General features: G+C 59.4%; 29 protein-coding genes. 12 read left to right on the forward strand and 17 right to left on the reverse strand.

The window, feature by feature from the left end:
• Positions 1–1,108: 1,108 nt before the first annotated feature.
• From ACTV8E_RS08680 to ACTV8E_RS08690, 3 genes are all read right to left on the reverse strand, one after another.
• A complete protein-coding gene (locus ACTV8E_RS08680) occupies positions 1,109–1,945 on the reverse strand; it encodes a hypothetical protein (protein ID WP_443199217.1) in 837 nt (278 codons plus the stop codon).
• The gene (locus ACTV8E_RS08685; protein ID WP_443199218.1) at positions 1,942–2,589 is read right to left on the reverse strand and encodes a hypothetical protein; all 648 of its coding nucleotides are present in this window, start codon (positions 2,587–2,589) and stop codon (positions 1,942–1,944) included. The genes ACTV8E_RS08680 and ACTV8E_RS08685 overlap by 4 nt, the downstream gene beginning before the upstream one ends.
• Before the next feature lie 73 nt (positions 2,590–2,662).
• Positions 2,663–2,857, reverse strand: a complete 195-nt coding sequence (locus ACTV8E_RS08690) for a Cro/CI family transcriptional regulator (RefSeq protein ID WP_443199219.1) — start codon at positions 2,855–2,857, stop codon at positions 2,663–2,665.
• 105 nt (positions 2,858–2,962) lie between these two features.
• Between ACTV8E_RS08690 and ACTV8E_RS08695 the strand changes: the two genes are divergently transcribed.
• The 4 genes from ACTV8E_RS08695 (at position 2,963) to ACTV8E_RS08710 (ending at position 5,647) form a co-directional block, all read left to right on the forward strand.
• Positions 2,963–3,682 carry a LexA family transcriptional regulator gene (locus tag ACTV8E_RS08695; RefSeq protein ID WP_443199220.1) on the forward strand — a complete coding sequence of 240 codons (720 nt, stop codon included), beginning with the start codon at positions 2,963–2,965 and terminating at the stop codon, positions 3,680–3,682.
• A 30-nt stretch (positions 3,683–3,712) separates the two neighbouring features.
• Entirely contained in the window at positions 3,713–4,348 is a 636-nt protein-coding gene (locus tag ACTV8E_RS08700) for a BRCT domain-containing protein (RefSeq protein ID WP_443199221.1), read from the forward strand.
• A gap of 67 nt (positions 4,349–4,415) precedes the next feature.
• Positions 4,416–5,126, forward strand: a complete 711-nt coding sequence (locus tag ACTV8E_RS08705) for a hypothetical protein (protein WP_443199222.1) — start codon at positions 4,416–4,418, stop codon at positions 5,124–5,126.
• A 2-nt stretch (positions 5,127–5,128) separates the two neighbouring features.
• Entirely contained in the window at positions 5,129–5,647 is a 519-nt protein-coding gene (locus tag ACTV8E_RS08710; RefSeq protein ID WP_443199223.1) for a type II toxin-antitoxin system VapC family toxin, read from the forward strand.
• Positions 5,648–5,702: 55 nt separating this feature from the next.
• Here the strand turns inward: ACTV8E_RS08710 and rdgC are convergent, their stop codons facing one another.
• The 7 genes from rdgC to ACTV8E_RS08745 form a co-directional block, all read right to left on the reverse strand.
• Positions 5,703–6,623 (reverse strand): recombination-associated protein RdgC, encoded by a 921-nt coding sequence (gene rdgC / locus ACTV8E_RS08715; RefSeq protein ID WP_443199224.1) that lies wholly within the window; start codon positions 6,621–6,623, stop codon positions 5,703–5,705.
• 32 nt (positions 6,624–6,655) lie between these two features.
• Positions 6,656–6,949 (reverse strand): hypothetical protein, encoded by a 294-nt coding sequence (locus tag ACTV8E_RS08720; protein WP_443199225.1) that lies wholly within the window; start codon positions 6,947–6,949, stop codon positions 6,656–6,658.
• Entirely contained in the window at positions 6,946–7,173 is a 228-nt protein-coding gene (locus ACTV8E_RS08725) for a hypothetical protein (protein WP_443199226.1), read from the reverse strand. Before ACTV8E_RS08725 ends, ACTV8E_RS08720 begins: the two co-directional genes overlap by 4 nt.
• Positions 7,174–7,184: 11 nt before the next feature.
• The gene (locus tag ACTV8E_RS08730) at positions 7,185–8,207 is read right to left on the reverse strand and encodes a hypothetical protein (protein ID WP_443199227.1); all 1,023 of its coding nucleotides are present in this window, start codon (positions 8,205–8,207) and stop codon (positions 7,185–7,187) included.
• Between the two features lie 7 nt (positions 8,208–8,214).
• Positions 8,215–8,778 carry a hypothetical protein gene (locus ACTV8E_RS08735; RefSeq protein ID WP_443199228.1) on the reverse strand — a complete coding sequence of 188 codons (564 nt, stop codon included), beginning with the start codon at positions 8,776–8,778 and terminating at the stop codon, positions 8,215–8,217.
• A gap of 121 nt (positions 8,779–8,899) precedes the next feature.
• On the reverse strand, positions 8,900–9,154 hold the full coding sequence (locus ACTV8E_RS08740; RefSeq protein WP_443199229.1) for a DUF1654 domain-containing protein: 255 nt from the start codon (positions 9,152–9,154) through the stop codon (positions 8,900–8,902).
• Positions 9,155–9,224: 70 nt separating this feature from the next.
• Positions 9,225–10,961 (reverse strand): recombinase family protein, encoded by a 1,737-nt coding sequence (locus ACTV8E_RS08745; RefSeq protein ID WP_443199230.1) that lies wholly within the window; start codon positions 10,959–10,961, stop codon positions 9,225–9,227.
• Between ACTV8E_RS08745 and rimO the strand changes: the two genes are divergently transcribed.
• Positions 10,867–12,192, forward strand: a complete 1,326-nt coding sequence (gene rimO, locus ACTV8E_RS08750) for a 30S ribosomal protein S12 methylthiotransferase RimO (protein ID WP_443199231.1) — start codon at positions 10,867–10,869, stop codon at positions 12,190–12,192. The two genes, ACTV8E_RS08745 and rimO, sit on opposite strands and share 95 nt — an antisense overlap.
• 83 nt (positions 12,193–12,275) lie before the next feature.
• Here the strand turns inward: rimO and ACTV8E_RS08755 are convergent, their stop codons facing one another.
• Complete coding sequence (locus ACTV8E_RS08755) at positions 12,276–12,998, reverse strand: ferritin-like domain-containing protein (RefSeq protein WP_251835156.1); 723 nt, start codon at positions 12,996–12,998, stop codon at positions 12,276–12,278.
• A 12-nt stretch (positions 12,999–13,010) separates the two neighbouring features.
• The gene (locus ACTV8E_RS08760) at positions 13,011–14,180 is read right to left on the reverse strand and encodes a hypothetical protein (protein ID WP_251835155.1); all 1,170 of its coding nucleotides are present in this window, start codon (positions 14,178–14,180) and stop codon (positions 13,011–13,013) included.
• Positions 14,181–14,533: 353 nt separating this feature from the next.
• Here ACTV8E_RS08760 and ACTV8E_RS08765 point away from each other — a divergent pair, with 353 nt between their 5' ends.
• The 4 genes from ACTV8E_RS08765 (at position 14,534) to ACTV8E_RS08780 (ending at position 16,570) form a co-directional block, all read left to right on the forward strand.
• Complete coding sequence (locus tag ACTV8E_RS08765; RefSeq protein ID WP_443199232.1) at positions 14,534–14,956, forward strand: MAPEG family protein; 423 nt, start codon at positions 14,534–14,536, stop codon at positions 14,954–14,956.
• A gap of 47 nt (positions 14,957–15,003) precedes the next feature.
• Positions 15,004–15,432, forward strand: coding sequence for an MAPEG family protein (locus ACTV8E_RS08770; protein ID WP_443199233.1), 429 nt, complete (start codon positions 15,004–15,006; stop codon positions 15,430–15,432).
• Between the two features lie 157 nt (positions 15,433–15,589).
• Positions 15,590–16,087 carry an outer membrane beta-barrel protein gene (locus ACTV8E_RS08775; protein WP_443199234.1) on the forward strand — a complete coding sequence of 166 codons (498 nt, stop codon included), beginning with the start codon at positions 15,590–15,592 and terminating at the stop codon, positions 16,085–16,087.
• A gap of 96 nt (positions 16,088–16,183) precedes the next feature.
• Positions 16,184–16,570 (forward strand): hypothetical protein, encoded by a 387-nt coding sequence (locus ACTV8E_RS08780; RefSeq protein ID WP_443199235.1) that lies wholly within the window; start codon positions 16,184–16,186, stop codon positions 16,568–16,570.
• Positions 16,571–16,626: 56 nt separating this feature from the next.
• On the opposite strand, the gene ACTV8E_RS08785 is transcribed toward ACTV8E_RS08780, so the two are convergent.
• From ACTV8E_RS08785 to ACTV8E_RS08795, 3 genes are read right to left on the reverse strand one after another with little or no spacing between them, the layout of a single operon-like run.
• Positions 16,627–16,773 (reverse strand): DUF2474 domain-containing protein, encoded by a 147-nt coding sequence (locus ACTV8E_RS08785; protein WP_251835150.1) that lies wholly within the window; start codon positions 16,771–16,773, stop codon positions 16,627–16,629.
• Between the two features lie 19 nt (positions 16,774–16,792).
• Entirely contained in the window at positions 16,793–17,800 is a 1,008-nt protein-coding gene (cydB, locus tag ACTV8E_RS08790; protein ID WP_251835149.1) for a cytochrome d ubiquinol oxidase subunit II, read from the reverse strand.
• Positions 17,801–17,803: 3 nt separating this feature from the next.
• Positions 17,804–19,243, reverse strand: a complete 1,440-nt coding sequence (locus ACTV8E_RS08795; protein ID WP_443199236.1) for a cytochrome ubiquinol oxidase subunit I — start codon at positions 19,241–19,243, stop codon at positions 17,804–17,806.
• A gap of 293 nt (positions 19,244–19,536) precedes the next feature.
• Here ACTV8E_RS08795 and ccoG point away from each other — a divergent pair, with 293 nt between their 5' ends.
• The gene (gene ccoG, locus ACTV8E_RS08800) at positions 19,537–20,952 is read left to right on the forward strand and encodes a cytochrome c oxidase accessory protein CcoG (RefSeq protein WP_443199237.1); all 1,416 of its coding nucleotides are present in this window, start codon (positions 19,537–19,539) and stop codon (positions 20,950–20,952) included.
• A 203-nt stretch (positions 20,953–21,155) separates the two neighbouring features.
• Positions 21,156–22,565 carry a GntR family transcriptional regulator MpaR gene (mapR, locus tag ACTV8E_RS08805; protein ID WP_443199424.1) on the forward strand — a complete coding sequence of 470 codons (1,410 nt, stop codon included), beginning with the start codon at positions 21,156–21,158 and terminating at the stop codon, positions 22,563–22,565.
• Between the two features lie 52 nt (positions 22,566–22,617).
• Here mapR and dcd read toward each other — a convergent pair whose 3' ends face one another.
• Positions 22,618–23,184, reverse strand: a complete 567-nt coding sequence (gene dcd / locus ACTV8E_RS08810; RefSeq protein ID WP_251835146.1) for a dCTP deaminase — start codon at positions 23,182–23,184, stop codon at positions 22,618–22,620.
• A 385-nt stretch (positions 23,185–23,569) separates the two neighbouring features.
• Here dcd and ACTV8E_RS08815 point away from each other — a divergent pair, with 385 nt between their 5' ends.
• Complete coding sequence (locus ACTV8E_RS08815; RefSeq protein ID WP_251835145.1) at positions 23,570–23,779, forward strand: cold-shock protein; 210 nt, start codon at positions 23,570–23,572, stop codon at positions 23,777–23,779.
• A 107-nt stretch (positions 23,780–23,886) separates the two neighbouring features.
• Here ACTV8E_RS08815 and apbC read toward each other — a convergent pair whose 3' ends face one another.
• Complete coding sequence (gene apbC / locus ACTV8E_RS08820; RefSeq protein ID WP_443199238.1) at positions 23,887–24,981, reverse strand: iron-sulfur cluster carrier protein ApbC; 1,095 nt, start codon at positions 24,979–24,981, stop codon at positions 23,887–23,889.
• Between the last annotated feature and the right edge of the window lie 84 nt (positions 24,982–25,065).

Below are 25,065 nucleotides of genomic sequence, written 5' to 3' on the forward strand. Positions count from 1 at the left end.
AGCTGCCACGGATCGTCGCCAAACGATTGGGGTGGCAGCTGTACGCAGGTTGGCGAACCGGGAATCAAGGACCCGGCAGACCCCGAAGGATCTCCCACGCACAGCCGCCATAACACGGAACGGCAGGCACAAAAAAAGCGCCTGCTGTCGAAATGGGGCGCTTGTGCGCCTTGATTAACTCGGGTCGCCAAACCCGGTCGCGGGATTGACCGCGACGGAACGAATCCTACCCCTGTTGCCGCCCAGGTTCAAGCCCGGCCCATGCCCGCCGGCGGCCGCGCGCGCCCACCCCTCTCCTCGCCCGCAAAAACGCCTCCCACAAAAAAAATCTGGGCGAAAACGCACTTATCCCCCTCCCGCCGACGGACTCTGCGTGTGTTTTTTGCGCAATTCGGGCGGCAGTACAATCCAGGGCCGCGCCCAGCGCCGCTGCGGGGCCGCGCGCGCGAACAGGAATTGCACGCTGTGAAAGAAATTGCGAAGCCGTGAAAGCCGCGTTGCACGCCGGCCGCCTGCCCGGGTCTTCGGCGACTCCCCGCAAAGCCCCAAGCCATGCGGAAAAATCCTCGTTTCGGCACGTTTTTTCAACTCGGTGTTGCAGGCTTGCGCAACGGATTCGACCGACCCCTACGCTGAGTTCAACCCGCCGCGCTCCGCGCGGCATGCCGCAGGCAGGCGCGTGAAGGAGCGAAACGCCGTTGCACGGTGTTTCATTGAGCACGGTCTTGCTCGGCGTACAGCGACTGGAAGGCGCCCGGTATCAGGATAACGGCGCGCTGGCCGACGGCCTCGACCCCCTGGCCCGTGCCGCTAGGCACGAAGTGGCCAGGCATTATCTGACAAGGTACCCGGCTACCCCCGTGGGTTCAGCAGGCGCAGAACCTAAGGGCTCTGCTTTTAACTGTAAGTGGTACCACTGGACCTTAAAGTTTGCAGATACCTAAAAGCCGCCCGGTGGGTGAAGGCCCTGGGCGCCACCCGCTGGCGGTAAAGGAAGGGAAAACAGGCGCGCAGGGCTGCGCAGGAGGCGCGACAAGGCCTCTAACGGTCCATATCTGAGGGTAGACAACGGGAGAGAGCCGCGAAGCGGCTGGCGACCAACGGTGGGTCAGGCGGTGGGGAACCGCTTATCGATGAGAGTTCGTATCTGCGTGGGCGTTAGATCAGGGTTATCCACAGCCAGCTCCTGGGCATAGGCGCCTCTGGCGCGCTGGCGGTCTTGTTCGTGAGCCTTGGTTATGGCCACAACCTTGGCCTTGCGGGCGCCCTGCGCCTGGCGGTGCGACTGTTTGCGTTGCGCCTTGTCGCCTAGCTCCTGGAGCGCGTCCTGCTGTTGCCGCGCCTTAACGCCGCGCAGAAGCTTCTCGCGCTTGGCTTTCTTGCGGGTGCGCTCCTTGGCCAACTCATGGCCCAGTCCCAGGTCGATAAAGAAGCGCGGCCGGATATGAATGGTCACCCGCGTGACCCAGTTCAGCCCATTCTTGAAGATGCGACGCACACGCCGGCGCAGATAACCGGCGGCCTCCAGGGCGGAAAGCGTGCGAGAAACTCGGCACTCGGACAGCCCCGTGTCCTCCGCCAGGCCACGCTGACGGTTGAGGCGGAACGCCCCTTTATCATCCAGCCACCCGAGTGCCAGGGTGGCCAGGTCGAGACGAGCCAGCATCGGCTCTGCAAGCGCAGCCAGCGCCTCCCAACGCTGCTGCTTGGTGCGACGGCCCGACATGTGCAGGACATCCAGCCGGCGCAGCCAGCGGCGATTGCGATCGCGTGCCTCCTCCCCTACCCGCGCGGCCGCCGTGCCCAGCAGACCGCGCCGCTGCAGCTCCGACAGTCCACGCGGCCGCCGGCCTGCGGCATGCCCGGCAACTGCCGCAGGCAACACCGCCGACAAGCCGGCGTAAGCACCGGCCTCTGGCGTGCTGGGGGAAGGCTTCACTCTCATCGGGAGCCGTTACGCTCCGTGCCTACCGCTCGCACAGGTACAAGGCTGCGGCCCTGCTCCGCCATGGCTTTTTGCGCCTTCGCCCGCAGCTCACCGCAGCGTGCTTCGACAGAAGTGAGCTTGCTGATGAAATCCGGCAACAGCGGCAGATCCGCATCATCGATCTTGCCATCGGCCAGGATCTCGCTGCCCAAAGCCACCGTCTTGCCCAGGCGGGCTACCAGTTGGCCGAACACGCCCACCGGGCAGGCTTCACCGTCCAGGGCGCGAGCGCCGGTCAAGCCGTGACGGCTGGCCAGCTCGTTCAGGCAGCGCTCCTGGAACTCGCCCTCGAGCGCCTGCACCCAGGCCTCCTCGATCCAGCCGGGCAAATCCACCTCGCCGCTCAACCAACGGCCGACGCGGCGCAGCCAGGCGCCTGAGGCTTTCAAAAATGCCCCCGTGTCGTTGCCCTTGGCCAAGGCCTCGAAATCCGGCACGTCTTTAGCAGACGCCTTCGCGGGAATCATTCGATGCAGCTGGCTGCTCAGTGCCTGGGCGAAATCGTCCTGGCTGAGCCGTGTGCGCGCGATCATCTCGACGGCATGGGCCACCAGGACTTGATCGCGGGAAATGGGGGACTGTCTGGGATTGGACGTGTTCATGCGAGGCATGGACTCCTAGAGTCTGACCCGCCTGCATTGGCCGTGCTAGACCGCTCGGCACAAGGCAAGCAAGTCATGCAACGTTCTTTTGGGAAGGAAACGGGCGCAGCTCTTCGGCCGTATAAGTGCCGTCGTCATGAGCCGTAACGATGATCTGGCGGCCAGCCCGGATCGCTTTATGAATCGCTGCAGGAGTAACGCCAAGCGCTTCAGCAACCGCAGCCTGCCCCTTCTGGGCGACGAGTTCAGGCAGCTGGATTTGATTCATATCGGTAAGCCTCTGAGTTGACTCAGAGGATATTAACCGCAGGTAACAATCAAATCAACACCGCAAGTAAATTACTAAAATTAACCAACGGTATATAGTCGCGGCATGTCCAAGAAGAAAATCCTTGCCCCAGAGCTTCTCGCTGAGTGCCATGCCGCTCACGAGCTTTTCCTTGCGAAAAAGAATGCGCTCAAACTCAGCCAGAAAAAGATCGCTGATGAAATCGGCGTCTCCCCGGCAGCGATTGCTCATTACCTCGGCGGAACGAACGCGCTAAATGCCAAATTCGCGTCTGCTTTTGCACGACTAATAGATGAACCCGTCGAGAGCTTCAGCCCACGCTTGGCGGCCGAGATTGCCCAAATGGCGGCGACCACAGACCACGCCAACGTCTCGCCCATGCTCCAACCCCACCGGGACGCCATGGAGTACCCCGTCATTACCTGGATTGCCGCAGGTGAACGCGTCGAGTCGTCCGTCAGCCACCCCACCGGCATCGCTGACGAGTGGCTGGCCTCTACTGAAAACGCCGGTCCCGGCGGCTATTGGCTCAAGGTCAAAGGCCAGTCGATGACCTCCAATACCCCGCCCAGCTTTCCGGAAGGCACGCCGATCCTGATCCGTCCAGAGGGCTACGACCTCATCAGTGGCAAGTTCTACATCGCCCGCCACACCATCACCGGCGAAACCACCTTCAAGCGATACAACCTGGACGCCGGCATCGGCTACCTGGTCCCGCTGAACCCCGAGTACCAGGCCGTCCCCCTGGATGGCACCTGGGAAATCATCGGCCGAGCGATCGACGCGAAGATCCCCGGCATGTAGTCCACATCCTCCCCACAAGGAACGTGAGAAATGTCTGACCTGCACAACGAATTTGCCAACAGCCGCTTCTTCAACGCAGCCCGTATGGACCGTCGCAGCGCCGATGTCCTCGCTGGCCTGGCCGCCGGCATTGCAGCCGATGGCGTGGTCAAGATCGAGGAGGCGCGGTTTCTCCAACAGTGGATTGAGACCCAGCTCGCGCACCTGGACGACCCGGTCATTAACCTGCTGTACCAGCGCATCCAGCTGATGCTCCAGGACGGCGTGCTCGATGCCGAGGAGTCCGCCGAGCTGCTGGATACCCTGCGCGGCTTCGCGGGCCTGAAGGTAGCGCCGTCTGCGCATGCCTTCGTGGAATCCAACACCCTGCCCTTCAACGAGCCGGCTCCAGAAATCATCTGTGAATGCCAGGTATTCCTGTTCACCGGCACTATGGCCTTCGGCCCACGCAGGGAATGCGAACAGATCGTGCTCGAGCGCGGCGGCGTCATCGGCGCATCCGTGAGCAAAAAGGTGAACTTCCTGGTGGTGGGCAGCATCGGCAACGAGCAATGGCGGCACACCAGCTACGGCACCAAGATCTTGAAGGCGGTGGAACTGCGCGAGACCGGCGTGCCGATCGCGATCGTCGGCGAGGAACAGTGGCAGCGTGCGCTGTTTAGCTAAGACTGATCCAAAAGTGTGGTTCCATGGTCTATAGCTGATGAACCCCTCAAGCCTTTATAATCCGGCCATGAAAGAACTAACCCTCTACCTCGACGGCATCAAGCCCGACCAGCTTTCCCTGCGAAGGCTGACGGACTATCTGCGCGAACTTTCCACTCTGTACGGCTCCGAAGATGCTGTGCATTTCGACGCGGTCAAAGAAGGGTCCGCTCAACTGATGTCGCTCATTGAGGACAATAAGTACCCAAAAGTTCTTAACCATGTCAGGGAAGTAGCGGGAGGACTGGGTTCAAAAAAGGCACGTGACAGTTATCAGCGCCTGTCAGATTTAATGGCCGAAGACAAAGTGGATGGTTCGCTGAGGTCCGGCGGCGCGCAAATCTTACAATTCCCTAAAGTCAAACTCGTAGAAGCACCCCTTCGACTGGTTAAGCCATCCAGCATTCAGGGTCGCCTTTACAGCGTGGGTGGCAAAGACGAGAGCGTTCCTGTTCGGATCGAAGGAGCCAACGGCGAAACTCTGAACTGCGAATCGTCCATCGAAACCGCCGAAAAACTTGCGCAGTACCTTTTCAAATCAGTACGCGTCAATGGCAATGGCGAGTGGGAAAGGCGAAGCGACGGTAGCTGGCGTCTAATAAAGCTAATTATTGATTCGTTCACAAAGCTGGAAGACATCGGCTTTAGGGACGCGATCACTCGGCTCAAAGCAGCAGGCGGCAGTAGGTGGGACAGCATTCCCAACGCCCACTCTGAAATTTTGAAAGATAGGGGCTAGGGTTGAAAATAGCGATAGATACCAATGTTCTTGTTCAGATCATGCAGAATGAGTACGCGAAAGATCTTTGCGACCCTGAGACTGGCGAGGTCATAGACAACGCCTTTCAGCGTGCACAGGCCTTCATTGAGCGTGTTGAAACCTTGAAAGGCGTTGTGGTTATTCCTGCGCCGGTGGTTTCGGAATATCTCTTGGGCATCGAGCACAGCCACTACCAAGCTCACTTGGATACGCTAAATAGCGTGAAATCTATTGAGGTGCTCCCTTTCGATCAATTGGCTGCGGTCGAGTGCGCCATGCTTGTATCAAATCAAGAGATGAAGCAACTAGACCCAGAATCCAAGATGGCGAAGCTCAAATATGATCGACAAATCCTGGCTATCGCTGTTGCCGCTGGGGCGAAGGAAATATGGACTCATGACAAGCAGCTTTTCAACAAAGCAAAAGCGGTAGGCATCACAGCCAAGTCTCTGGCACATATCGAGCCCAAGCCCGAACAGTACGAACTAGAAAACGTATAAAAAGAAGCCCCGCATCACGCGGGGCTTTTCTTTACGCCTCAGTTCAGTGACATGCTCAAATCTCCTGTGGCACTTCTTCACCGCCCAGCGCCTCGATCAGCGCCGGTACGAATTCGCGAAAAGTCAGCATCATCAGCACGAAGCTGGCATCCAGTTGGCCCAGGGCGTCATCGCCGCGGTCCAGCTCGGCCTGGTCGTGCAGCAGATCCTCAAAATGCAGCTGGCGAATGATCAGCTTTTCATCGATCAGGAAGGACAGCTTGTCATCCCAGGCGAGACTAAGCGTGGTCACCAGCTTGCCTGCGTTCAGGTGGCCGCGGATCTCGTCGCTGCCCAGGTCTTGCCGAGTAGCGGCAATCTTTCCGCCGCCCTCATGGGTGTCAGCCAAGGTAGCGCGATCGAGCAAATGCAGGCCGTTGCTGGCTGCCTGATCTTTCATCCACTGGGTAAAGGTCGCGGTCGGGCTCACTTTCACATTTAACGGCCGCACCGGCAGGCTGCCCAGGCACTCGCGCAGGGTACTCAGCAGATCCTCGGCGGCGCGGGGGCTGCTGGCGTCCACGAAGATCAGTCCGGCCTGGGCATCGATGGCGGCAAAGGTCTGCTTGCGGCGCGTAAACGCACGCGGCAAGTAGTCCAGGAGGATCTCGTCCTTGATCTGGTCGCGCTCCTTTTTGTAGACCTTGCGCAGTTGCTCGGCCTCGATCACGTCGACCTTATCCTTCACCGCATCGCGCACCACGCTGCCTGGCAGGATGCGCTCCTCCAGCCGTGCAGCTAGCAGGTAGAACCCCTGACTGGCGTGCAACAGCGGGGCCTGCTCACCCTTGCCGAAGGGGGCAACGAACCCGTAGGTCGACAGGTCTTGGCTGGCACATGGCCGGGCCGGCTTCTCGGCCATGGCCGCTTGCAACGCCTCGGCGTCGAAACGAAAGTCTGGGACGAGGCGATACATCAACAGATTGCGGAAAAACATAACTGCTCCTTGGGGTTTGATCCTGATACGCCTCAGCCACGCGCCTGCCGGCGGGGTTCACGCTTGGCCGGCTTGTTGGCCATACCCGGCGGCGCGCTGTGCACCACCAAGTGGCCCTGGCCGATCCAGAAATTCTTTTGCACCGCGATGCACACGTTCCACGCCTCGCGTGCCACGGCATCGCCGGCTTCAACCACGTTGCCCTGGTCGTCGATGATCGCCAGCCGCGCCGGGCGGCCGTCGGCGGTGGTGAGCTGGTAGCCGCTGGTAACGTTGGCACTGATGCAGCCCTGCTCCAGGGTGCCGGTTTTGGGAATGCCGATCATGGCCGGGCGTCCTCCTTTTCGATCAGGGTTTTCAAGTCGTCTTTCAGCAACAGCACCACGCCATCCGCGTTCAGGTTGCGATCGCTCATCGCAGCGTTGAAGGCGTTCCAGTCCTCTATGGCAAGGGCAGCGGACGCCTTCGCATCGGCGCGTTTGTATTCGTCCAGGTGCTCAACCAGGCGGCGGCCAAGCGAGTCGGGCAAGGTGATCGTTAATGTCGTCATGTCGTGCCCTCCTAGGCGGTCACATAGCCGGTGGTGGTTTTGCGCAGCTCGCCCTGCTCGATCGCGGCAGCGAACAGCTTCATGGCGCGGCGGTTGCCGACCCTGGCTGCTGCGGTGAAGTCGCGTAGCGATACGGGTGAGCCGGACGGAACAGCCCGTGCGATGTCGCGCAACGTCTCCAACAGCGCGCTATCGGTAGGGCTGGGCAACGCCCGTTGTTCATCTGTTGCTGCTGCTGTTGCCGGGGCTGCTGTTGCTGTTGTCGTGTCCGTTGTCGCTGTCGGTGGTGCCGTTGTCGCCACGGCTGTTGCTGCTGTTGTCGCTGTTGCCGACACCCGCGACAGGCTGCCGAAGCGCAGGGCCGAGCCGATCAGCGCGGGCACCATTTCCAGGGCAAAGGCAAAGCCGGCACACAGCACGATGGCCATGAATGCGGGCAGCCCTGCCGACGCGGCAGGTCGAGAGCGCAGCTCGGTCAGCTCGACCGACACGGCATCCAGGCGCTGCAAGGTGTTGTCGCGGCGGTTATCGATGCGCGCCTGGGCTGCTGCCTCCCATTCCTGCGCCTTGGTCACGACAACACGCTCACGCAGTTGCCGCGCCTGCTCACCCACTGAACGCGCTTCCGCGTCCAGGGCGTCGAGCTGTTGCAGGGCATCGGCACGCATCACCTGTAAGTCGGCTATGCGCTGCTCATTGATTGCCGCGTGACGGGCCTGGCCGGTCATGATCGACGTCAGAAGGCGGTCGTAGGTGGCCCAGGCCGATACCGCACCCAGCACCAGGGCCGAGGTGATCATCAGCACCGCGCTGAGCTGCTTGCCCGCTGCAAACAACCCCAAGGCAATCGGCCATGCCAGGTACTTGTAGGCATCCAGCAACACCGCTGCCCCGGCGAACACCACGGCCAACAGCGGATCGGCGATCAGCGCGAACAGGGCCATGGCCACCGAGAGCGCTGTCACGCTCGACAACGCCACCGCGATAACTCCCAGGATCCAGCGAGCGGGCCGGTTGATGGCATGCGTAGGCATGGCCACCTCAGGCCGCACTGGAGCGGTAGTTGACCAGTAGCTCGTGCACACAGGACTCCAGCAGCTCATAGGCCAGCTGTGGGTTGGTGGGCAGCAGCAACGGAAGGGTCAGGTTTTCGTCGTTCAGCTCGAAGCGAAAGGCCACACGGCGATGATCGCTGCGGGCGGGGCTCAGCATCAGGTACAGGCCGAGGTCGGTGTCCCCCGCCGGCAGGCAATAGGTGCCCTGGCCGACACGGATCGCTTCACGCAGCAGCGCTTCCAGATCGCCGACCTGCAGGTACTGATCAACATCCGCCACCGTCGAGGGCGACCCGCCGTTGGCCAGCTTCTCGATGAAGCAGGCCACACACGTGGCAGTGGCCTCGCAACGGGCCAGAGTCAGGCTGTTGCGGGTCTCGCCCAGTTCGATACGCACCTGGATGGCTGCGCCGCACTGCTCAATGACGACATAGGCAAGGGCAACCGTCAGGCCTTGTGAATTGCACAGGCCGTGAATGAAGGTGCCGTCCTGGGAGATCTGCTCGGCCAGTTGCGACCGGGCATCGGCGGAAAGGGTGAGGGTATTCATGCGGTGAGCCTCCGAAGCGATCAGGTCAGCGCAAAGCGCTGACATGAACTGTCGGAAAACAGATTAACCGCAGGTAACGATATAAATCAACACCGCAAGTAACTATTTATAGAACCGGAGGTTAATCCGGATGCTGATTGGTCCAGCACAACTGAATCGCACCGCCTTCAAGGTGCGTCATGCGCACGCTGTCCTCCGCACCCAACTGCTCGATCAACAAATCCCAATCGTCCACCCGCTCGCCCACCTCCCGCACGATCACCGTGCGCCGCCTTAACTGCGCGGCAGGGCTGTTGACCTGACGACGGATACGATGGGCAAGCTGTTCAAAAGGGGATGGCGGGACGGCCTGGTAGGCAACGGCATGACGGGACATAACGGCTTCTTTCTACTACTGGATGGGCATACAGTATTCCCAGAAAACCCGGAGTGCAAGTAGGGGTTTATTAACCATCCCACTCTTCACTGGCCATCCATTCGCCACTGCTTCGATCGATCCGCACAAACCGGCGCTGCCCCGCCCGCGAAAGCAACAAGACATCGATGTTCTGGTTCGACCGGTCGGCATCCATCCCACGCATGTAAATGACGATGCGCTCAAATGTATCCATCACCAACTGGCGCACCTGCTCCCGCGCTGCGTAATCCATCGCCGCGACACCCACGGCCAGCTCAGCCCATCGCTCGGCATCGGCCGGGGCCTGGGTCGTTGTGCGCCCTGCCAGCTCGCGCTCGGCCTGCTGCAGCTCGTTCTGGCACTGCTCCAGTTGTTGCTCGAGCTCACGCGCCTTGCGCACGAACACCAGTGGCGCCGCCCCGCTGTCGTCGGCCAGCAGCGCTTCGGTCACCCGTGCCAATTGCTGATCGACCTCTTCGACACGCCGGCGAGCCGTAGCCACGCGATCGCGCAGCAACTGACCGTCACTGGTGGGTTCCTGCAAGCGCTGCAGGTTCATTTGATCGGAGCAATAGGACAGGATTGCCCTTTCAATCGGCGCGACGCTGCAGCTACCGCCCGCCTGACAGCCGGCATTTTTGGCGTAGGAACAGCAATGCAAACGACGATGGCCATCCTGGACTGTGCCGTCTTCCTTGCGCTTGCGGCCCATGATGTTCTGAGCGACTAGGGCGGTACCGCAGTAACCGCACCAGGACAGCCCGACGCCGGTAATGATGCCGGGGATCTCCCCAGCACCGCGCCGGCGATGCCGTTGGTTCACCAAATCTTGCAACGACTGCCATTCGTCGTCGCTCAGCAGCCGCGGATAGTAGTCCTCGAGCAGGTAGTCCTCTCCGTCGACGCTCAGCTTCTTTGCGCCACGTAGGGGCTGCAGTTTGACCAGGCGATAGATCTGCTGCCCTGTTATCCCCCAGTCCGAATACATGTGCCCTTCGTCATGCATCAGCTTGGCAGCCCGGCCGGCGCCGATGCCTGACCGGTACAGCTCCAGGGCACGTCGAACAGCCGCCACCCGTTCGGGTATTTCCTCCCAGGCCTCGCCCGTCCAGCGCAGCCACTCTGGATCTTTACCGTTGCGGATCTGGCCACGGTAGGTACCGGCGATCCAGTTCTCACACATGCGACGAATCGATGCTTTCACGCGCTTGCTTTTGGTATCGCTTTCTTCGTGAGCGCGGATCATGACCAGGAGCGAATAGACCAGGTCCATCGGCTGGGCCTTGAGCCTTTCGCGGTTGTACTCGCGGCCGTCGCTTGCAGTGACTACGGTTATGCCGGCATTGATGATCTGAGCGAGCTGCGCCTGGGCCTGGATCGGTTCGGCACGACTCAGCCGATCCAGCCCCTCGACAACCAAAAAGGAGCCACTTGGAATACGCCCCTCGTCGACCGCCAACAGGAAAACCCCAAGGGCGCCCTGCTTCACATGCCGCTGGTGATAGGCCGATAAACCCTCATCGCGAAGTGACAGGCTTTCGTCAAGGGTCAGCCCACGCTCGGCCGCCCAGGTCGCCGCATATTGCAGCTGACGATCGACACTATTTCCTGCAGATTGCCTAGGGTCAGAAAACCGCAAATAGCTATATACTCGCGCGCCATTTTTTCTCGCCACCATCCGAGGGTCACCCATGTCGAAGAAGTACGCAGGTAGTGTAGGGTTTATTTCGCTTGGGTGCCCTAAGGCCACCGTCGACTCCGAACGCATCCTTACCCAGCTGCGCATGGAAGGTTACGAGATCGTTCCCACCTATGAAGATGCAGATGTAGTGGTGGTGAACACCTGCGGCTTTATCGACAGCGCCAAGGCCGAATCCCTGGACACCATCGGCGAAGCCATCGCCGAAAACGGCAAGGTGATCGTCACCGGCTGCATGGGGGTCAATGAAGGCAATATCCGCGACGTACACCCCAGTGTGCTGGCGGTGACCGGCCCGCAGCAGTATGAGCAAGTGGTCAATGCCGTGCACGAAGTCATCCCGCCGAAGACCGACCATGATCCCTTCGTTGATCTGGTGCCACCGCAAGGCATCAAGCTCACCCCACGCCACTATGCCTACCTGAAGATTTCTGAAGGCTGCAACCACAGTTGCGCCTTCTGCATCATCCCCTCGATGCGCGGCAGGCTGGTCAGCCGCCCAGTAGGCGACGTGCTCAGCGAGGCCCAGCGCCTGGTCAAGGCCGGGGTCAAGGAGATCCTGGTGATTTCCCAGGACACCAGCGCGTACGGCGTCGACCTCAAGTACAAGACCGATTTCTGGGACGGCCAGCCGGTCAAGACACGCATGAAGGAATTGTGCGAGGCCTTATCGAGCATGGGCGTGTGGGTGCGCCTGCATTACGTCTATCCGTACCCGAACGTGGACGATGTGATCCCACTGATGGCCGAAGGCAAGCTTCTTCCGTACCTGGACATTCCTTTCCAGCATGCCAGCCCCAAAATCCTCAAGGCCATGAAACGCCCGGCCTTCGAGGACAAGACCCTGGCGCGCATCAAGGCTTGGCGCGAGCTCTGCCCTGAGCTGACCATCCGCTCCACCTTCATTGTGGGTTTCCCCGGCGAGACCGAAGAAGACTTCCAGTATCTGCTCGACTGGCTGAGCGAAGCGCAACTGGATCGCGTCGGCTGCTTCCAATACTCCCCGGTGGAAGGTGCACCCGCCAATGACCTGGGCTTGGATCCGGTGCCGGATGCAATCAAACAGGACCGCTGGGAACGTTTCATGGCGCATCAACAGGCCATTTCCGCTGCCCGTCTACAGCGCAAGATCGGTACCGTGATCGAAGTGTTGGTGGATGAAGTCGACCATGAAGGCGCAGTGGCCCGCTCCGCCGCCGACGCGCCGGAAATCGACGGCAGCGTCTTCATTGGCGATCCCAGCTTGCAAGCGGGCGAGAAGGTACGCGTGCGCGTGATTGACGCCGATGAATACGATCTCTGGGCGGAACGCGTGTAGGTCGGACTGCCGGAACCCGTGCAATGAGAGAGGCGGGATAACTCCCGCCCACTCTCAGTCGTTCGCCCGAGAGCCTTGATCGCCTACTTGATATCGTTGATCAAATCCCGGCGCACCATGGACTTGATCTTCAGCAGGTGATCGTCTTCCTGGGTCTTGGCCTTTTCGAAGCTCTTGGCGATATTCGGATGACCGCCCGCCTCGGCCAGTTCTATAAGCAACTCCCAGGCTGCGTTGTCCTCCAGCTCTGCGGTCAGGAGCGCGCCGAGCCCCTGCGCAACGTTGGTCCTTGGGTCGGTCAGCACTTGCATCAAGCCCATTGATTTGACTGCGGCGACATCGGCGCATGGGGTCTGCGCCGTGGGGTCCGCACCCAGGGTCTTGATCGCATCCTCGACCAGCAGCATGTGCTCGAACTCTTCGTCACGGATGTGCTGGAGTACGCTCACCAGATCCGAACCGACGACATTCATGGCTTTGACCTTGGCGATCATCGCGTCGTACAGGCGAACCCCGCTACGCTCGAATGCCAGGCGCTCGCCAAGCTTGTCGACCAATAGCTCCGGGCTTTTACCCTTGATCATGTCGAAGGTCGATTTGAGCATGCCCTTGGCCGAGCCAGGAATCGGCACAGAACCGATACGCTCGGCCTCTTCATTACGTTTGACTCGCTCGGTCGCGAGCAGAGCGTCATCACCCGGTACATCGGGAAGGATTTGCTCAACGGCTTCCATCAGCCGCTCCGTATCTTTAGGGGACATCTGTATGCCGGTCAGATTGCTGCCCAACTTTGCTGCAGTCGCCATGTTCGTTCTCCTTCAAGAAATCTTGCGGAAAAGTTCGCCACCCGGTGCCCACTGATAGCCCGCAGACACGATGTCCGATGCGAGCCCTTCCGAGGCCAGGTGCTTGCGATAGTCGAGCGAGGACTTGGGCTCCTTGTCCTTATTGACGTAAACGGGGCCGGCTGTGCGCAGATCCACCTCGGCAGCCAGAACCTGGCGCACGAAGTCGCGCTGACTCTTGAACTCCACCATTTTCGGCAGCGGGCCGGCGAGAATTTCTGCTGGGTCGCGACCTTCAATTTTCTTGAACCATTCGCACGCGACATTCAGGTGTCCCAACTCGTAGTCGAGGAAACGCTCCCAGATGGCCTTGATCCGCGGGTTGGTCTCCTGCTCCGCACAGCTGGCGTACATGTAGACCTCCATCGCCTCATGCACGATCCACTTCTCGATATGACTCTCGGTGGGGTCGGACAATGCGCCATATTGAGTCACGTGCTGCTCTTCAACCGAGGCAATTTCAGCGTAGAGCTGGCGGGCCACGGGATCGGCAAACAATGGGCCAATGTTCATGTAGTAATCGTGGGTCTGGTACTCAGCTCCGGTGATCAGCGCGGCATGGATCTTGGTGATCAGCGCTGCGGTGTTCTTTTCGTAGTTGTCGCGAATGTCATTCTCGGGATGACGATGATGTTCTGAGGTTTTGCGCCCCGGAACGATGTCGGTATAGCCCTGCAGGATATTGTTGGCATCCTTGCCTTCCAGGCGATCGAGCATCGCCGAGTAGCGATACAGGTGATCGAAATCCTCAAGCAGACCGAAGCGATAGGTTTGCGCTTGGTAGGGGTCAGGTTCGACCTGGGCTACCGCTGCAGTGACTTCGATAGCCACCTGCTCATAGGCCACGGTTGTTTCCAGCGGTGAGTGGTCGGCACCGATTAGCCAGTTGATCATGGTGGCCTGGTGTTGTTCGGTGCGGCGCACCTGGGCCAGCGGCAGGCGCAGCTCCTTATTGAAGCGGGCAATGCCGTGCTTGAGGCGCAACGCGTCGATTTCTACACCATTCATGAGGATGATGCGCACACGGGTAAACGCATCGTCGTCAAGCTTGCTGATCGGCTTGCCAGCCAGTTCCTTCCACGTGAATTTCTGTTTTTCCAGGGGCGTGCCTTTGTTATCGAAGATACCGGCAATGGTATTCATGGAGCCTCCATATCAGGCGTGGATCTCAGCATCAGGGTTGCCGCCCGTAACGGACGACGTCTTAAGGGGACTGGAAGCTCCCACGCTGAATTCAGTCAGCCCGACAGAAGAGCACCTAAAACAGCCATTACGGACCGACGGTCTTGGGCTGCTGGATAGAGCGAAGCCGACACAGGACTTTCGCAGCACAGCCAGTTGGGCAAAAAAAGCGATACCCTTTCACTCTCACGCGTTGCCACGTCGCCTCGTTCTACTCCTGGGCATAAAAGGGAACCCGTTCACGCACCAATCGGTGAAGAAACTCCAGACTGCAGGCCCTGTGCTGACCGGCACGTGATTAACAAGGACGCTCCATGGAACACAACCTAATCCTCCAACCGCTGTTCGCTTTGATCATGCTGACCGCCATTGTCTGGATATTTATGTATGTACGCCGCCTCGCCTTCATACTGAATAACCGCATAGATCCACAACATATTGCGACCCCCGAGCAACTAAATTCCGTCCTGCCTGCTGAAATCAACAATTCATCCAATAACCTGAAAAATCTGTTCGAACTGCCGATCCTCTTTTACATCCTTTGCCTGATACTTTTTGCAACGCAACATGTAGACATGATCTTTCTTTACTCAGCCTGGGCTTATGTAGGACTACGGGCGATTCACAGCCTGATTCACTGCACAACCAATGTGGTAAATCTCCGCTTTGCCGCCTATTTTCTGTCCAGCCTGGTGCTTTGGTTCATCACCGTCCGCCTTGCAGTCTCTGTGCTTTAATCCGCTGCGACGTTTTTGGGCCACCAACCTTAATCTGGAGTTCATTGATGGATTCGCATTACATTTTCTTCCCCATGCTGGCGCAAATAGCGCTTACGCTGGGAATGTACGTCCTATTGGCCTTGCGTAAGGCCCAGGCACTCAGGGCTAAAACGTTGAACATCAAGGAAGCGGCTCTAGACAATAAGGCCTGGCCGGATGCCGTGATCAAGGTGTCAAACAATATCGCTAACCAGTTTGAAACTCCGGTGCTCTTCTATGCCTTGTGCCTGATTCTTTTTACCATCAATGGCGTTACCCTTCTCAGCATTGCCCTGGCCTGGATATTCATTGCCTTGCGATATATGCATGCTCGCATACACATAGGCACCAACCATGTACCTAAACGCATGCGCGTATTTGTGATGAGTTGCGGTGTTCTTATGGCGATGACGGCTCTGGCAGCCTGGCAACTGGCCTCTCTGATTTCAACGTGATTGGCCGTTAAATCGGCTTATCAATTGGGTTACGCACAAAAGCGCCGCTTGGAAAACATAGGCAGTCGTGAAGTAATCCCATGGAAGCCAGATAACTGATTGAACCTGAATGCATCGATACGCTACCCTTCGGTGCATTTTTCAACATGAGGTCAGTATGAAAACCGTTCTTAAAGCCGCCGTTTTTGCAGTCGGGCTTGCGACACTTGCCAGCGCACAGGCTCAGATGGGGCCCTATGTTGGCGCCAGCATTTCGAGGGTAGAAATCGATCACGCCGATCTCACTTCCCTCGGTTACAAGCTGGGCTATCAAGCCAATCAGAACTTTGCTGTCGAAGCGCGCCTGGGCACTGGCCTGTTTGATGACTCGGTAGATCACCGCACCTATGAGATCGACAATTATGCCGGCCTCTATGCCAAAGCCATTCTGCCGCTGAACCACAATTTTTCCGTATATGGTCTGGTCGGCTACAGCCGTGCCGAACTGAAAACCTATACCCGTTACGGCATGGTGAATGACTGGTCCGATCGGGACGTCAGCAGCGGCCTCGGACTGGATATTGGCATTGAGCGCAACCTGTCCATCAACCTGGAATGGATCAATCTGGTTGAGGATGTCGACCTGCTGTCGTTTGGTATCAATTACGGATTCTGACGTTGCGCCGGCCTTCCGGCGAGCTCCGGCTCATGCCGCCTCCCTTTGATAGGACCAGGCCATGAGCCGGTACCCCACCGCAGACACGTCGATTAAATGACCACGGTGACTACCATGCGCTTTGCTGGCTTATGCCTGATTGCCTTTACCCTGGCCGGTTGCGCCACCGCGCCCGTTCCCGCTCCGGTCCCAGGTGAGCCCGTGATCTATCGCGGCCACTTGGTCATGACGCCGGAAATGCAGGTGATCGTGCCCTGCAATACCGAGGAGCCGCTTTGGGTGGTGGCCGACGAGAAGACTCAAGCGTATCTGCTGAGTCGTTACCCCAGTCTGGTCAACGAAGCCGATGAAGAAGCCTTCGCCGTCCTGCAGGGGAAGCCTGGGCCTACCTTGGATTGCCCGCTGTGCCGCGATTTCCCGGGCAGTTTCCAGGTCCAAAAAGTGCTCGAATACCGCAAGGCGACCCCAGACGATTGTCATTAACAGCGTATGCGGTTGGTTGAGCCCGGTGCCGTAATTGATCAGACAGACCACCAGCCTCAAGTGCCAAACCCAGCGGCGCGCATGAATAGGCGAAGCAGATAAGCCAGCCCGCCCAGTGCCAGCACACTGGCACACCAAAGTCCCAATAACCAGGCCAGCCGCTGCCACAACGGCCTGGCCTCATGGCTGTGCTCGTGCTTCATACGCCCTGGTCTCTGATGCTCAGTGATAGCCGCTCTCCGGGGTGACTTTGCCGCGGAACACGTAATAGCTCCACGCGGTGTAGACCAGAATCAGCGGAATGATGAACAGCGCGCCAACCAGCGTGAAGGCCTGGCTTTTCGGCGAGGCGGCGGCGTCCCAGATACTCACCGACGGCGGAATGATATTTGGCCACAGACTGATACCCAAGCCACTGTAGCCGAGGAAGATCAGCGCCAAGGTCAGCAAAAAAGGCGTGTAATGGGCATTTCTGCGAATAGCCCGCAGCAAGGCGTAGGTACAGAGCAGCACCAGAATCGGCACAGGTAGAAACCAGAACAGATTGGGCAGGCTGAACCAGCGGGCGGCGATCTCCTCATGGGCCAACGGGGTCCACACGCTGACAATTCCGGTCACCACCAGTACCGCCCAGACCAGAGGAGTCCCCAGGTCGTGCATGCGCTGCAGCAGCGCACCGCTGGTCTTGATCATCAGCCAGGTACAGCCCAGCAATGCATAGGCGACGATCAACGCCAAACCGCAAAACACCGAAAACGGCGTCAGCCAGTCCAGCGCGCCACCGGCGTAGGTGCGATCGACTACTGGCAAACCATCGATGAAGGCTCCCAGCACCACGCCTTGGGAGAACGTGGCGAGCAATGAGCCACCAATAAACGCCTTGTCCCACAAATGTTGCTGCTCCTCGCTGGCCTTGAAACGGAACTCGAAGGCGACGCCCCGGAAAATCAAGCCGATCAGCATGAAGATAATGGGCAAATACAGCGCCGACAGCACCACCGAATACGCCAGTGGAAACGCTGCGAACAACCCAGCGCCACCCAGCACCAGCCAGGTTTCATTGCCGTCCCAGACCGGCGCCACAGTGTTCATCATCACGTCTCGGTCACGGCTATCCGGGACGAAGGGAAAAATGATCCCGATACCCAGATCGAAGCCATCCATCACCACATACATCATCACCCCAAAGATGATGATCACCGCCCAGATCAGAGACAGATCGATGGCCATGGCTCAGTTCCTCGCGCCGAGTTGGTCGCTGCGTCCTTCCGGAAAACCTTCATCGGCCGCCGAAATCGGCCGGGCCGGCGTGCGCGGACGACCTGGGCCGCCGCTGCCGGTTTCACGGCCTTCATCGGGTACCGGTCCTTTGCCCACCAAACGCAGCACGTAATAGAAGCCGACGCCAAATACCGCGAAGTAGACCACCACGAACATCACCAGGGTCAGGCTCATTTGCGCCACACCATGGGCGGATACGGCGTCGGCGGTGCGCAACAGTCCATGCACCACCCAGGGCTGACGGCCAATCTCGGTGGTGAACCAGCCGGCCAGCAGCGCGATCAACCCGGACGGTCCCATCCACAGCACCAGGCGCAGGAAGGGGCGAGACGTGTACAAGCGTTCCTTACGGCGTAGCCACAGGCTCCATACGCCCGTGACAATCATCAGCAGGCCAAGCCCGACCATCACCCGGAAGGTCCAGAACACGATGGTCGAATTGGCGCGATCCTCGGGGGGAAAGTCCTTTAGGGCAGGCACCTGTTCAGTCAGGCTATGACGCAGGATCAGACTGCCCAGGTAAGGGATTTCCACCTTGAAGCGGGTTTCCTCGCGCTGCATGTCCGGCCAACCAAACAGGATCAACGGCGTTGCTTCGCCCGGCACGTTTTCCCAATGGCCCTCGATGGCGGCAATCTTTGCAGGCTGGTATTCAAGGGTGTTGAGGCCGTGGTAATCACCCACCACCGCCTGGATCGGCGTGACGATCAGCGCCATCCACATGGCCATCGACAGCATCTTGCGCACCGCCGGATTGTCGCGCCCACGCAACAGGTGCCAAGCCGCCGAGGCGCCGACGAAGAACGCCGTGGCCAGAAATGCCGCGATCGCCATATGCGTCAGTCGGTAGGGAAAGGACGGGTTAAAGATCACCAGCAGCCAGTCCACCGGTACCGCCCGGCCATCGATGATTTCATGCCCCTGGGGGGTATGCATCCAGCTGTTCGACGCGAGAATCCAGAAGGTGGAAATCAGCGTACCGAGGGCCACCATCAGCGTGGAAAAAAAGTGCAAGCCCGGCCCTACGCGATTCCAGCCGAACAGCATGACTCCCAGAAAGCCCGCCTCCAGAAAGAACGCGGTGAGCACTTCATAGGTCAGCAAGGGGCCGGTGATATTGCCCGCGAAATCGGAAAATACGCTCCAGTTGGTGCCGAACTGGTAGGCCATGACCAGCCCGGATACCACGCCCATGCCGAAGTTGACGGCAAAGATCTTCGACCAGAAATGGTAGAGATCGCGGTAGACGGTCTGATGCGTTTTCAGCCACAGGCCTTCAAGCACCGCCAGGTAACTGGCCAGGCCGATGGTGATGGCTGGGAACAAAATGTGAAATGAAACCGTGAAGGCAAACTGGATTCGCGCGAGCTCAAGAGCCTCCAGACCAAACATGGACTCATCCTCGTGTGTCCGGGAACCGGCGTACAGCAACAGACCGCCGTTTTTTCAATCAGTGCAGTGTTTTCCCGGCATCGCCTGTCGAGAGCAGCCCCTGAGCGCGTCGGCAGCAAGGTCCGCCGGTGTACTTTTTTGTACAGGCAATGCTGTCGTGCCGGCTTGAGCTCACCATCCAGAAGAGCCTGGAGCGCCCATCTGATCCGGTTTTAAATGACAAATCTGGGTCTGTTATCCAATCAGCGTGGCCTCCACCATTACTGCCCATCATTTACCTGATGGAAGTCGCCATGACCGAGCGCATCCCCGCCAAGATCGTCGAGACTCTCGACCCGCGTCAGCCTCTGCGCCTGACGCCCGCCCAATTGGGCGGTCCCATTCATACCCGCAGCTTTACGGGCCTTTTCCGCAATCTGCGCCTGTTCGGTGCCGGCTTTCTGTTTCTGTTGTTCTTCGGCACCGCCTGGCTGAATTGGGGCGATCGCCAAGCCGTGCTCTGGGACCTGGCTGAGCGCAAGTTTTATATTTTCGGCGCCACTGTCTGGCCGCAGGACCTGATCCTGCTGTCGGCGCTGTTGATCATCTGCGCCTTCGGCCTGTTCTTCATTACGGTGTTCGCCGGACGCGTCTGGTGTGGCTACACCTGCCCGCAAAGCGTGTTCACCTGGGTGTTCATGTGGGCAGAAAAAGTCACCGAAGGCGACCGCAACCAGCGCATCAAACTCGACGCTGCCCCCTGGTCAATCAACAAGCTGCTGCGTCGCTCGGCCAAGCACGGGCTTTGGTTGGCCATCGGCCTGTCGACGGGCATCACCTTTGTTGGCTACTTCACGCCGATTCGTGAACTGGTAAGCGAGCTGGTCACGCTGCAACTGGGTCTGACCACAGCCTTCTGGGTGGCTTTTTTCACCACTGCCACCTACCTGAATGCCGGCTGGCTGCGTGAAAAAGTGTGTCGCGACATGTGCCCCTATTCGCGCTTTCAGAGCGTGATGTTCGATGCCGACACACTGGTCGTCTCCTACGATGCCGCCCGAGGCGAGGCGCGTGGCCCGCGACGCAAGGATGTCGATCATCGTGCAAGCGGCCTGGGCGACTGTATTGACTGCACGATCTGCGTACAGGTCTGCCCTACCGGGATCGATATCCGCGACGGCCTGCAACTGGACTGCCTGAGCTGCGGGGCGTGCATCGACGCATGCGACGAGGTGATGGACAAGATGGGCTATCCACGCGGCCTAGTGCGCTACAGCTCCGAACATGTGCTGGCTGGCGGCAAGACCCGCCTGCTGCGTCCACGGCTGGTCGGTTACGCCGCCATGCTGCTGGTGATGTGTGCGGCCTTCGTCTGGGCCTGGCAAGCCCGCCCGCTGCTGTCCCTGGACATCACCAAGGATCGCGGCCTGTATCGGGAAAACACCGCCGGACAGATCGAGAACATTTATCGTCTGAAGATCATCAACAAGACCCAGCAGCCGCACCGCTACGTCGTGTCACTGCTCGAGCCTGGACCTTTTGTCCTGCAGGGCACCCGTGAAGTGCATTTGAACGCGGGAGAAATCCTCGACCTGCCGGTGAGTGTGGCGCTGACCACCGAACGGGCCGCCAGCCCTACCCAGCCTGTGTATTTCCAGGTAATGGAGGTGGATCAGCCGGAACATAAGGTCAGCGCCAAAAGCACGTTTGTCGCACCCATGCATCGCTAGGCGCGTTGTCGTTTCGCTATGCATCACCGGACGCTACCGATGCACGTCTAAAAGCCCGCTTGGCGCGGCCCTCGCTCAGGGGAATTAACCCACGTTCCTCTGAGCGTGCCTTGCGCTGCGTAAACAGACATCAGGAACGATATCGCATGGCAACGCATCAACCGGTAGAGTGGCAGCCTCCCTCCGCCATTCAGCAAGACACTATGAAGCGCTACGAACGGTTAGCCGATGAAATTGCCGGCCTGATCCGCAGTGGCGTATTAGCTCCCGGCGAAAGAGTGCCGTCGGTACGCAATGCCAGCCGCATCTATGGCGTCAGCCCCTCCACGGTGTTCCAGGCCTATTACCTGCTTGAAGACCGCGGGCTGATCCTTGCGCGGGCACGTTCGGGGTATTTTGTACGCGAACATGCCCAACGCCCGCTGCCAGAACCGGAGATCGGCCCACGTTCTACAGGGGCGACCGAAGTGGACGTCAGCGACCTGGTCTTTTCCGTACTGGATTCACTGAAAGACCCCAACACAGTGCCGTTCGGCTCGGCCTTCCCGAGCCCTGACCTGTTTCCTCTCGCTCGCCTGGCCCGCTCGATGGCGCAGAGCATCCGCGCACTGCCCCCCCACGCGGTCATCACCGACATGACCACCGGCAATCCCGATCTGCGTCGTCAGTTGGCCCTGCGTTATATGGTCAGCGGCGTGATGTTGCCGCCCGAGGAACTGGTGATTACCACCGGGGCGATGGAAGCGCTCAATCTCTGTCTGCAGGTGGTGACCGAACCGGGCGACCTGGTGGCCATCGAAGCGCCGGCCTTTTATGCCACCTTGCAGGTGTTAGAGCGCCTCAAGCTCAAGGCCGTGGAAATTCCCGTGCACCCACGCGACGGCATCGATCTGGGCATCCTTGCCGACCGACTGGCCCAGCTGCCGATTAAGGCCTGCTGGTTCATGAGCAGTTTTCAAAACCCACTGGGCGCCAGCCTGGACGCTGAGAAAAAGCGCCGGCTGTATGCATTACTGCAGCGCCATCAGGTGCCGATGATCGAAGATGACGTGTACGCCGAACTGTATTTCGGCATTCAGCCGCCACGTCCGGTGAAAAGTTTGGATGATGAGGGCCTGGTAATGCATTGCGGCTCATTTTCCAAATGCCTGGCACCCGGCTACCGAGTCGGCTGGGTGGCAGGCGGCCGCTACGCCGAGCAGATCAGCAGACTCAAGCTGATGACCACCATTTCCCCGTCTGTGCCAATCCAGGCCGCCTTGGCCGACTACCTGCAGCACGGCGGCTACGACCGGCATCTACGCAAGCTGCGCCACTCCCTGGAAACGCAACAGGCATCGATGCTGGCCTCGGCGGCTCGGCACTTTCCCCCCAACACGCGAGTGACTCGTCCCGGCGGCGGGTATTTCCTCTGGTTCGAATTCCCCCAGCAGGTCGACTCACTGCAACTGTTCCAACAGGCGTTGGCCCAGGGCATCAGCCTTGCACCGGGGCCGATCTTTTCCGCCACCCGACGTTTCGGCAATTGTGCGCGCCTGAATTACGGCCATCCTTGGGATGTCCGCAGCGAACAGGCCATGGCCGTGCTGGGGCGCATCATCGCGTCGTTTTGAGTTCGCAGAACAGGTCGGCACAGAATGGGGCCCTCAGGCACCATCCTGTTGATTACGCCTTGGGCAGGGTGACACCGGTCTGACCCTGATATTTGCCGCCGCGATCCTTGTAGGACACTTCGCACGGCTCGTCAGACTCTAGGAACAACATCTGCGCCACACCTTCGTTGGCATAGATTTTCGCCGGCAGAGTGGTGGTGTTGGAGAACTCCAGGGTTACGTGACCTTCCCACTCCGGCTCCAGCGGCGTGACGTTGACGATGATGCCGCAACGCGCATAGGTGCTCTTACCCAGGCAAATGGTCAACACATTGCGGGGAATGCGAAAGTATTCGACGGTACGAGCCAAGGCGAAGGAGTTCGGGGGAATGATGCACACCGGGCCCTTCACGTCGACGAAGCTTCGTTCATCGAAATTCTTCGGGTCGACCGTGGCCGAGTGAATATTGGTGAAAACCTTGAATTCGTCGGCGCAGCGAACGTCGTAGCCGTAGCTCGAAACACCGTAGGAAATCAGCCGCTCGCTGCCTTCGGTGCGCACCTGGCGCTCGACGAAGGGCTCGATCATGCCGTGTTCCTGGGCCATGCGGCGAATCCACTTGTCCGATTTGATACTCATGGTGCGATGCCTGCCACTGTCAATAAAGCGCGTATCGTAACCGGGCTGGGGCTTCTGCCGCAAAGCCGGGTCATGCGAAACGGGCACTGCCTCAAACCGGCCCTGACCTGAGCTCTCAGCCGTGCGGTGTCTCCGTTGCCGCGGCAATAAAGGCGGACGAATTATCACTTCGCGCGGTCGATTGTCGATGAATGAAAAAAACACTGGTGTTCCCGTAAAAATCGGGTACTGTGTGTCCCTAGCTGCTGCTGCATGTGTCACCGCGAATCGCGACATGTTTAGATTTCGATCCATTCATTGCTTCGACTCCTTGTACTCCTTGCACACAGTTCCAGTTCGGGCTTTTCCGAGCATCTTTTCAAAATCCGTTCAAGGAGACATTCACATGTCCAATCGCCAAACCGGTACCGTTAAGTGGTTCAACGATGAAAAAGGCTTCGGCTTCATCACTCCGCAATCCGGTGACGACCTCTTCGTACACTTCCGCGCTATCCAGAGCGACGGTTTCAAGAGCCTGAAAGAAGGCCAGCAAGTCTCTTTCGTCGCTACCCGCGGCCAGAAAGGCATGCAAGCTGAAGAAGTCCAGGTTATCTAACCTGAGCTTTAAAGCTTAAAAAAAACCCGCTTCGGCGGGTTTTTTTATGCCTGTCGTTTCATGCCCAGGCTGCGGGTGGCAGCCGCGCTGCCACCCGCAGCAGGTTTTCAGTCGTCGCTGATTTCGATCTTGGGCATCGACTGCGCAACGATCTGCCCACTTTGGGCGATACGGGCACCCACTGTGCGTGCCATCTGCTGGTAAATCATCGCGATCTGGCTTTCCGGATCGGCAATCACTGTCGGCGTGCCAGCATCCGACTGGCTGCGAATCGCCATGGACAGCGGTAGCGAGGCCAGCAGCTCGACGTTGTACTGCGTCGCCAGCTTCTCACCGCCACCTTCGCCAAACAGGTGCTCGGCGTGACCGCAGTTCGAGCAAATATGCACGGCCATGTTTTCAACCACGCCCAGCACCGGAATGTTCACCTTGCGGAACATTTCCACCCCCTTCTTGGCATCCAGCAGCGCCAGATCCTGTGGCGTCGTGACGATTACCGAACCGGTAACCGGTACCTTCTGGGACAGGGTGAGCTGGATGTCGCCCGTGCCCGGCGGCATGTCGATCACCAAGTAATCCAAGTCGCTCCAGGCAGTCTGGGTGATCAACTGCAGCAGCGCACCGGAAACCATTGGCCCGCGCCACACCATGGGCGTCTTGTCATCGGTCAGGAATGCCATGGACATGACCTGCACGCCATGGACTTCCAGCGGAACGAACCACTGCTGATCCCTGACCTGCGGGCGTGTCCCCTCGGGGATGCCGAACATGATGCCCTGACTGGGACCATAGATGTCCGCATCCAGCATCCCCACACGTGCGCCTTCGCGTGCCAACGCCAGCGCCAGGTTGGCGGCGGTGGTGGATTTGCCCACCCCGCCCTTGCCCGAAGACACCGCGATGATGTTCTTCACGTGGGCCAACGCCGGCACCTGCTCCTGGGCTTTGTGTGCGGCGATCACGCAGTCGACCCGCACATCGGCGTGGGCAACGCCGTCCAGGTTCTCGAGGGCCATTTGCAGGAGCTGCGCCAGCCCTGTCTTGAACAGCGCCGCGGCATAGCCCAGCTCCAGATGCACACTGACGCGATCGCCATTGATATCGATCTGCTTGACGCAACCGGCACTCACAAGATCCTGATTAAGATGCGGATCGATGTATTGACGCAGCGCGGCTTCAACCGCTTCACGGGTGACAGGCATGGGGGCTCCAGGAAAGACCGAGTAAAACAGGCAGTTATCTTAGCAGCAGCAGCCGGCTTGCGGCTCCAGCAGAAACGCTGATCG

The organism is Pseudomonas sp. B392_1p (genome assembly GCF_052245235.1).
Taxonomy (GTDB): domain Bacteria; phylum Pseudomonadota; class Gammaproteobacteria; order Pseudomonadales; family Pseudomonadaceae; genus Serpens; species Serpens gallinarum.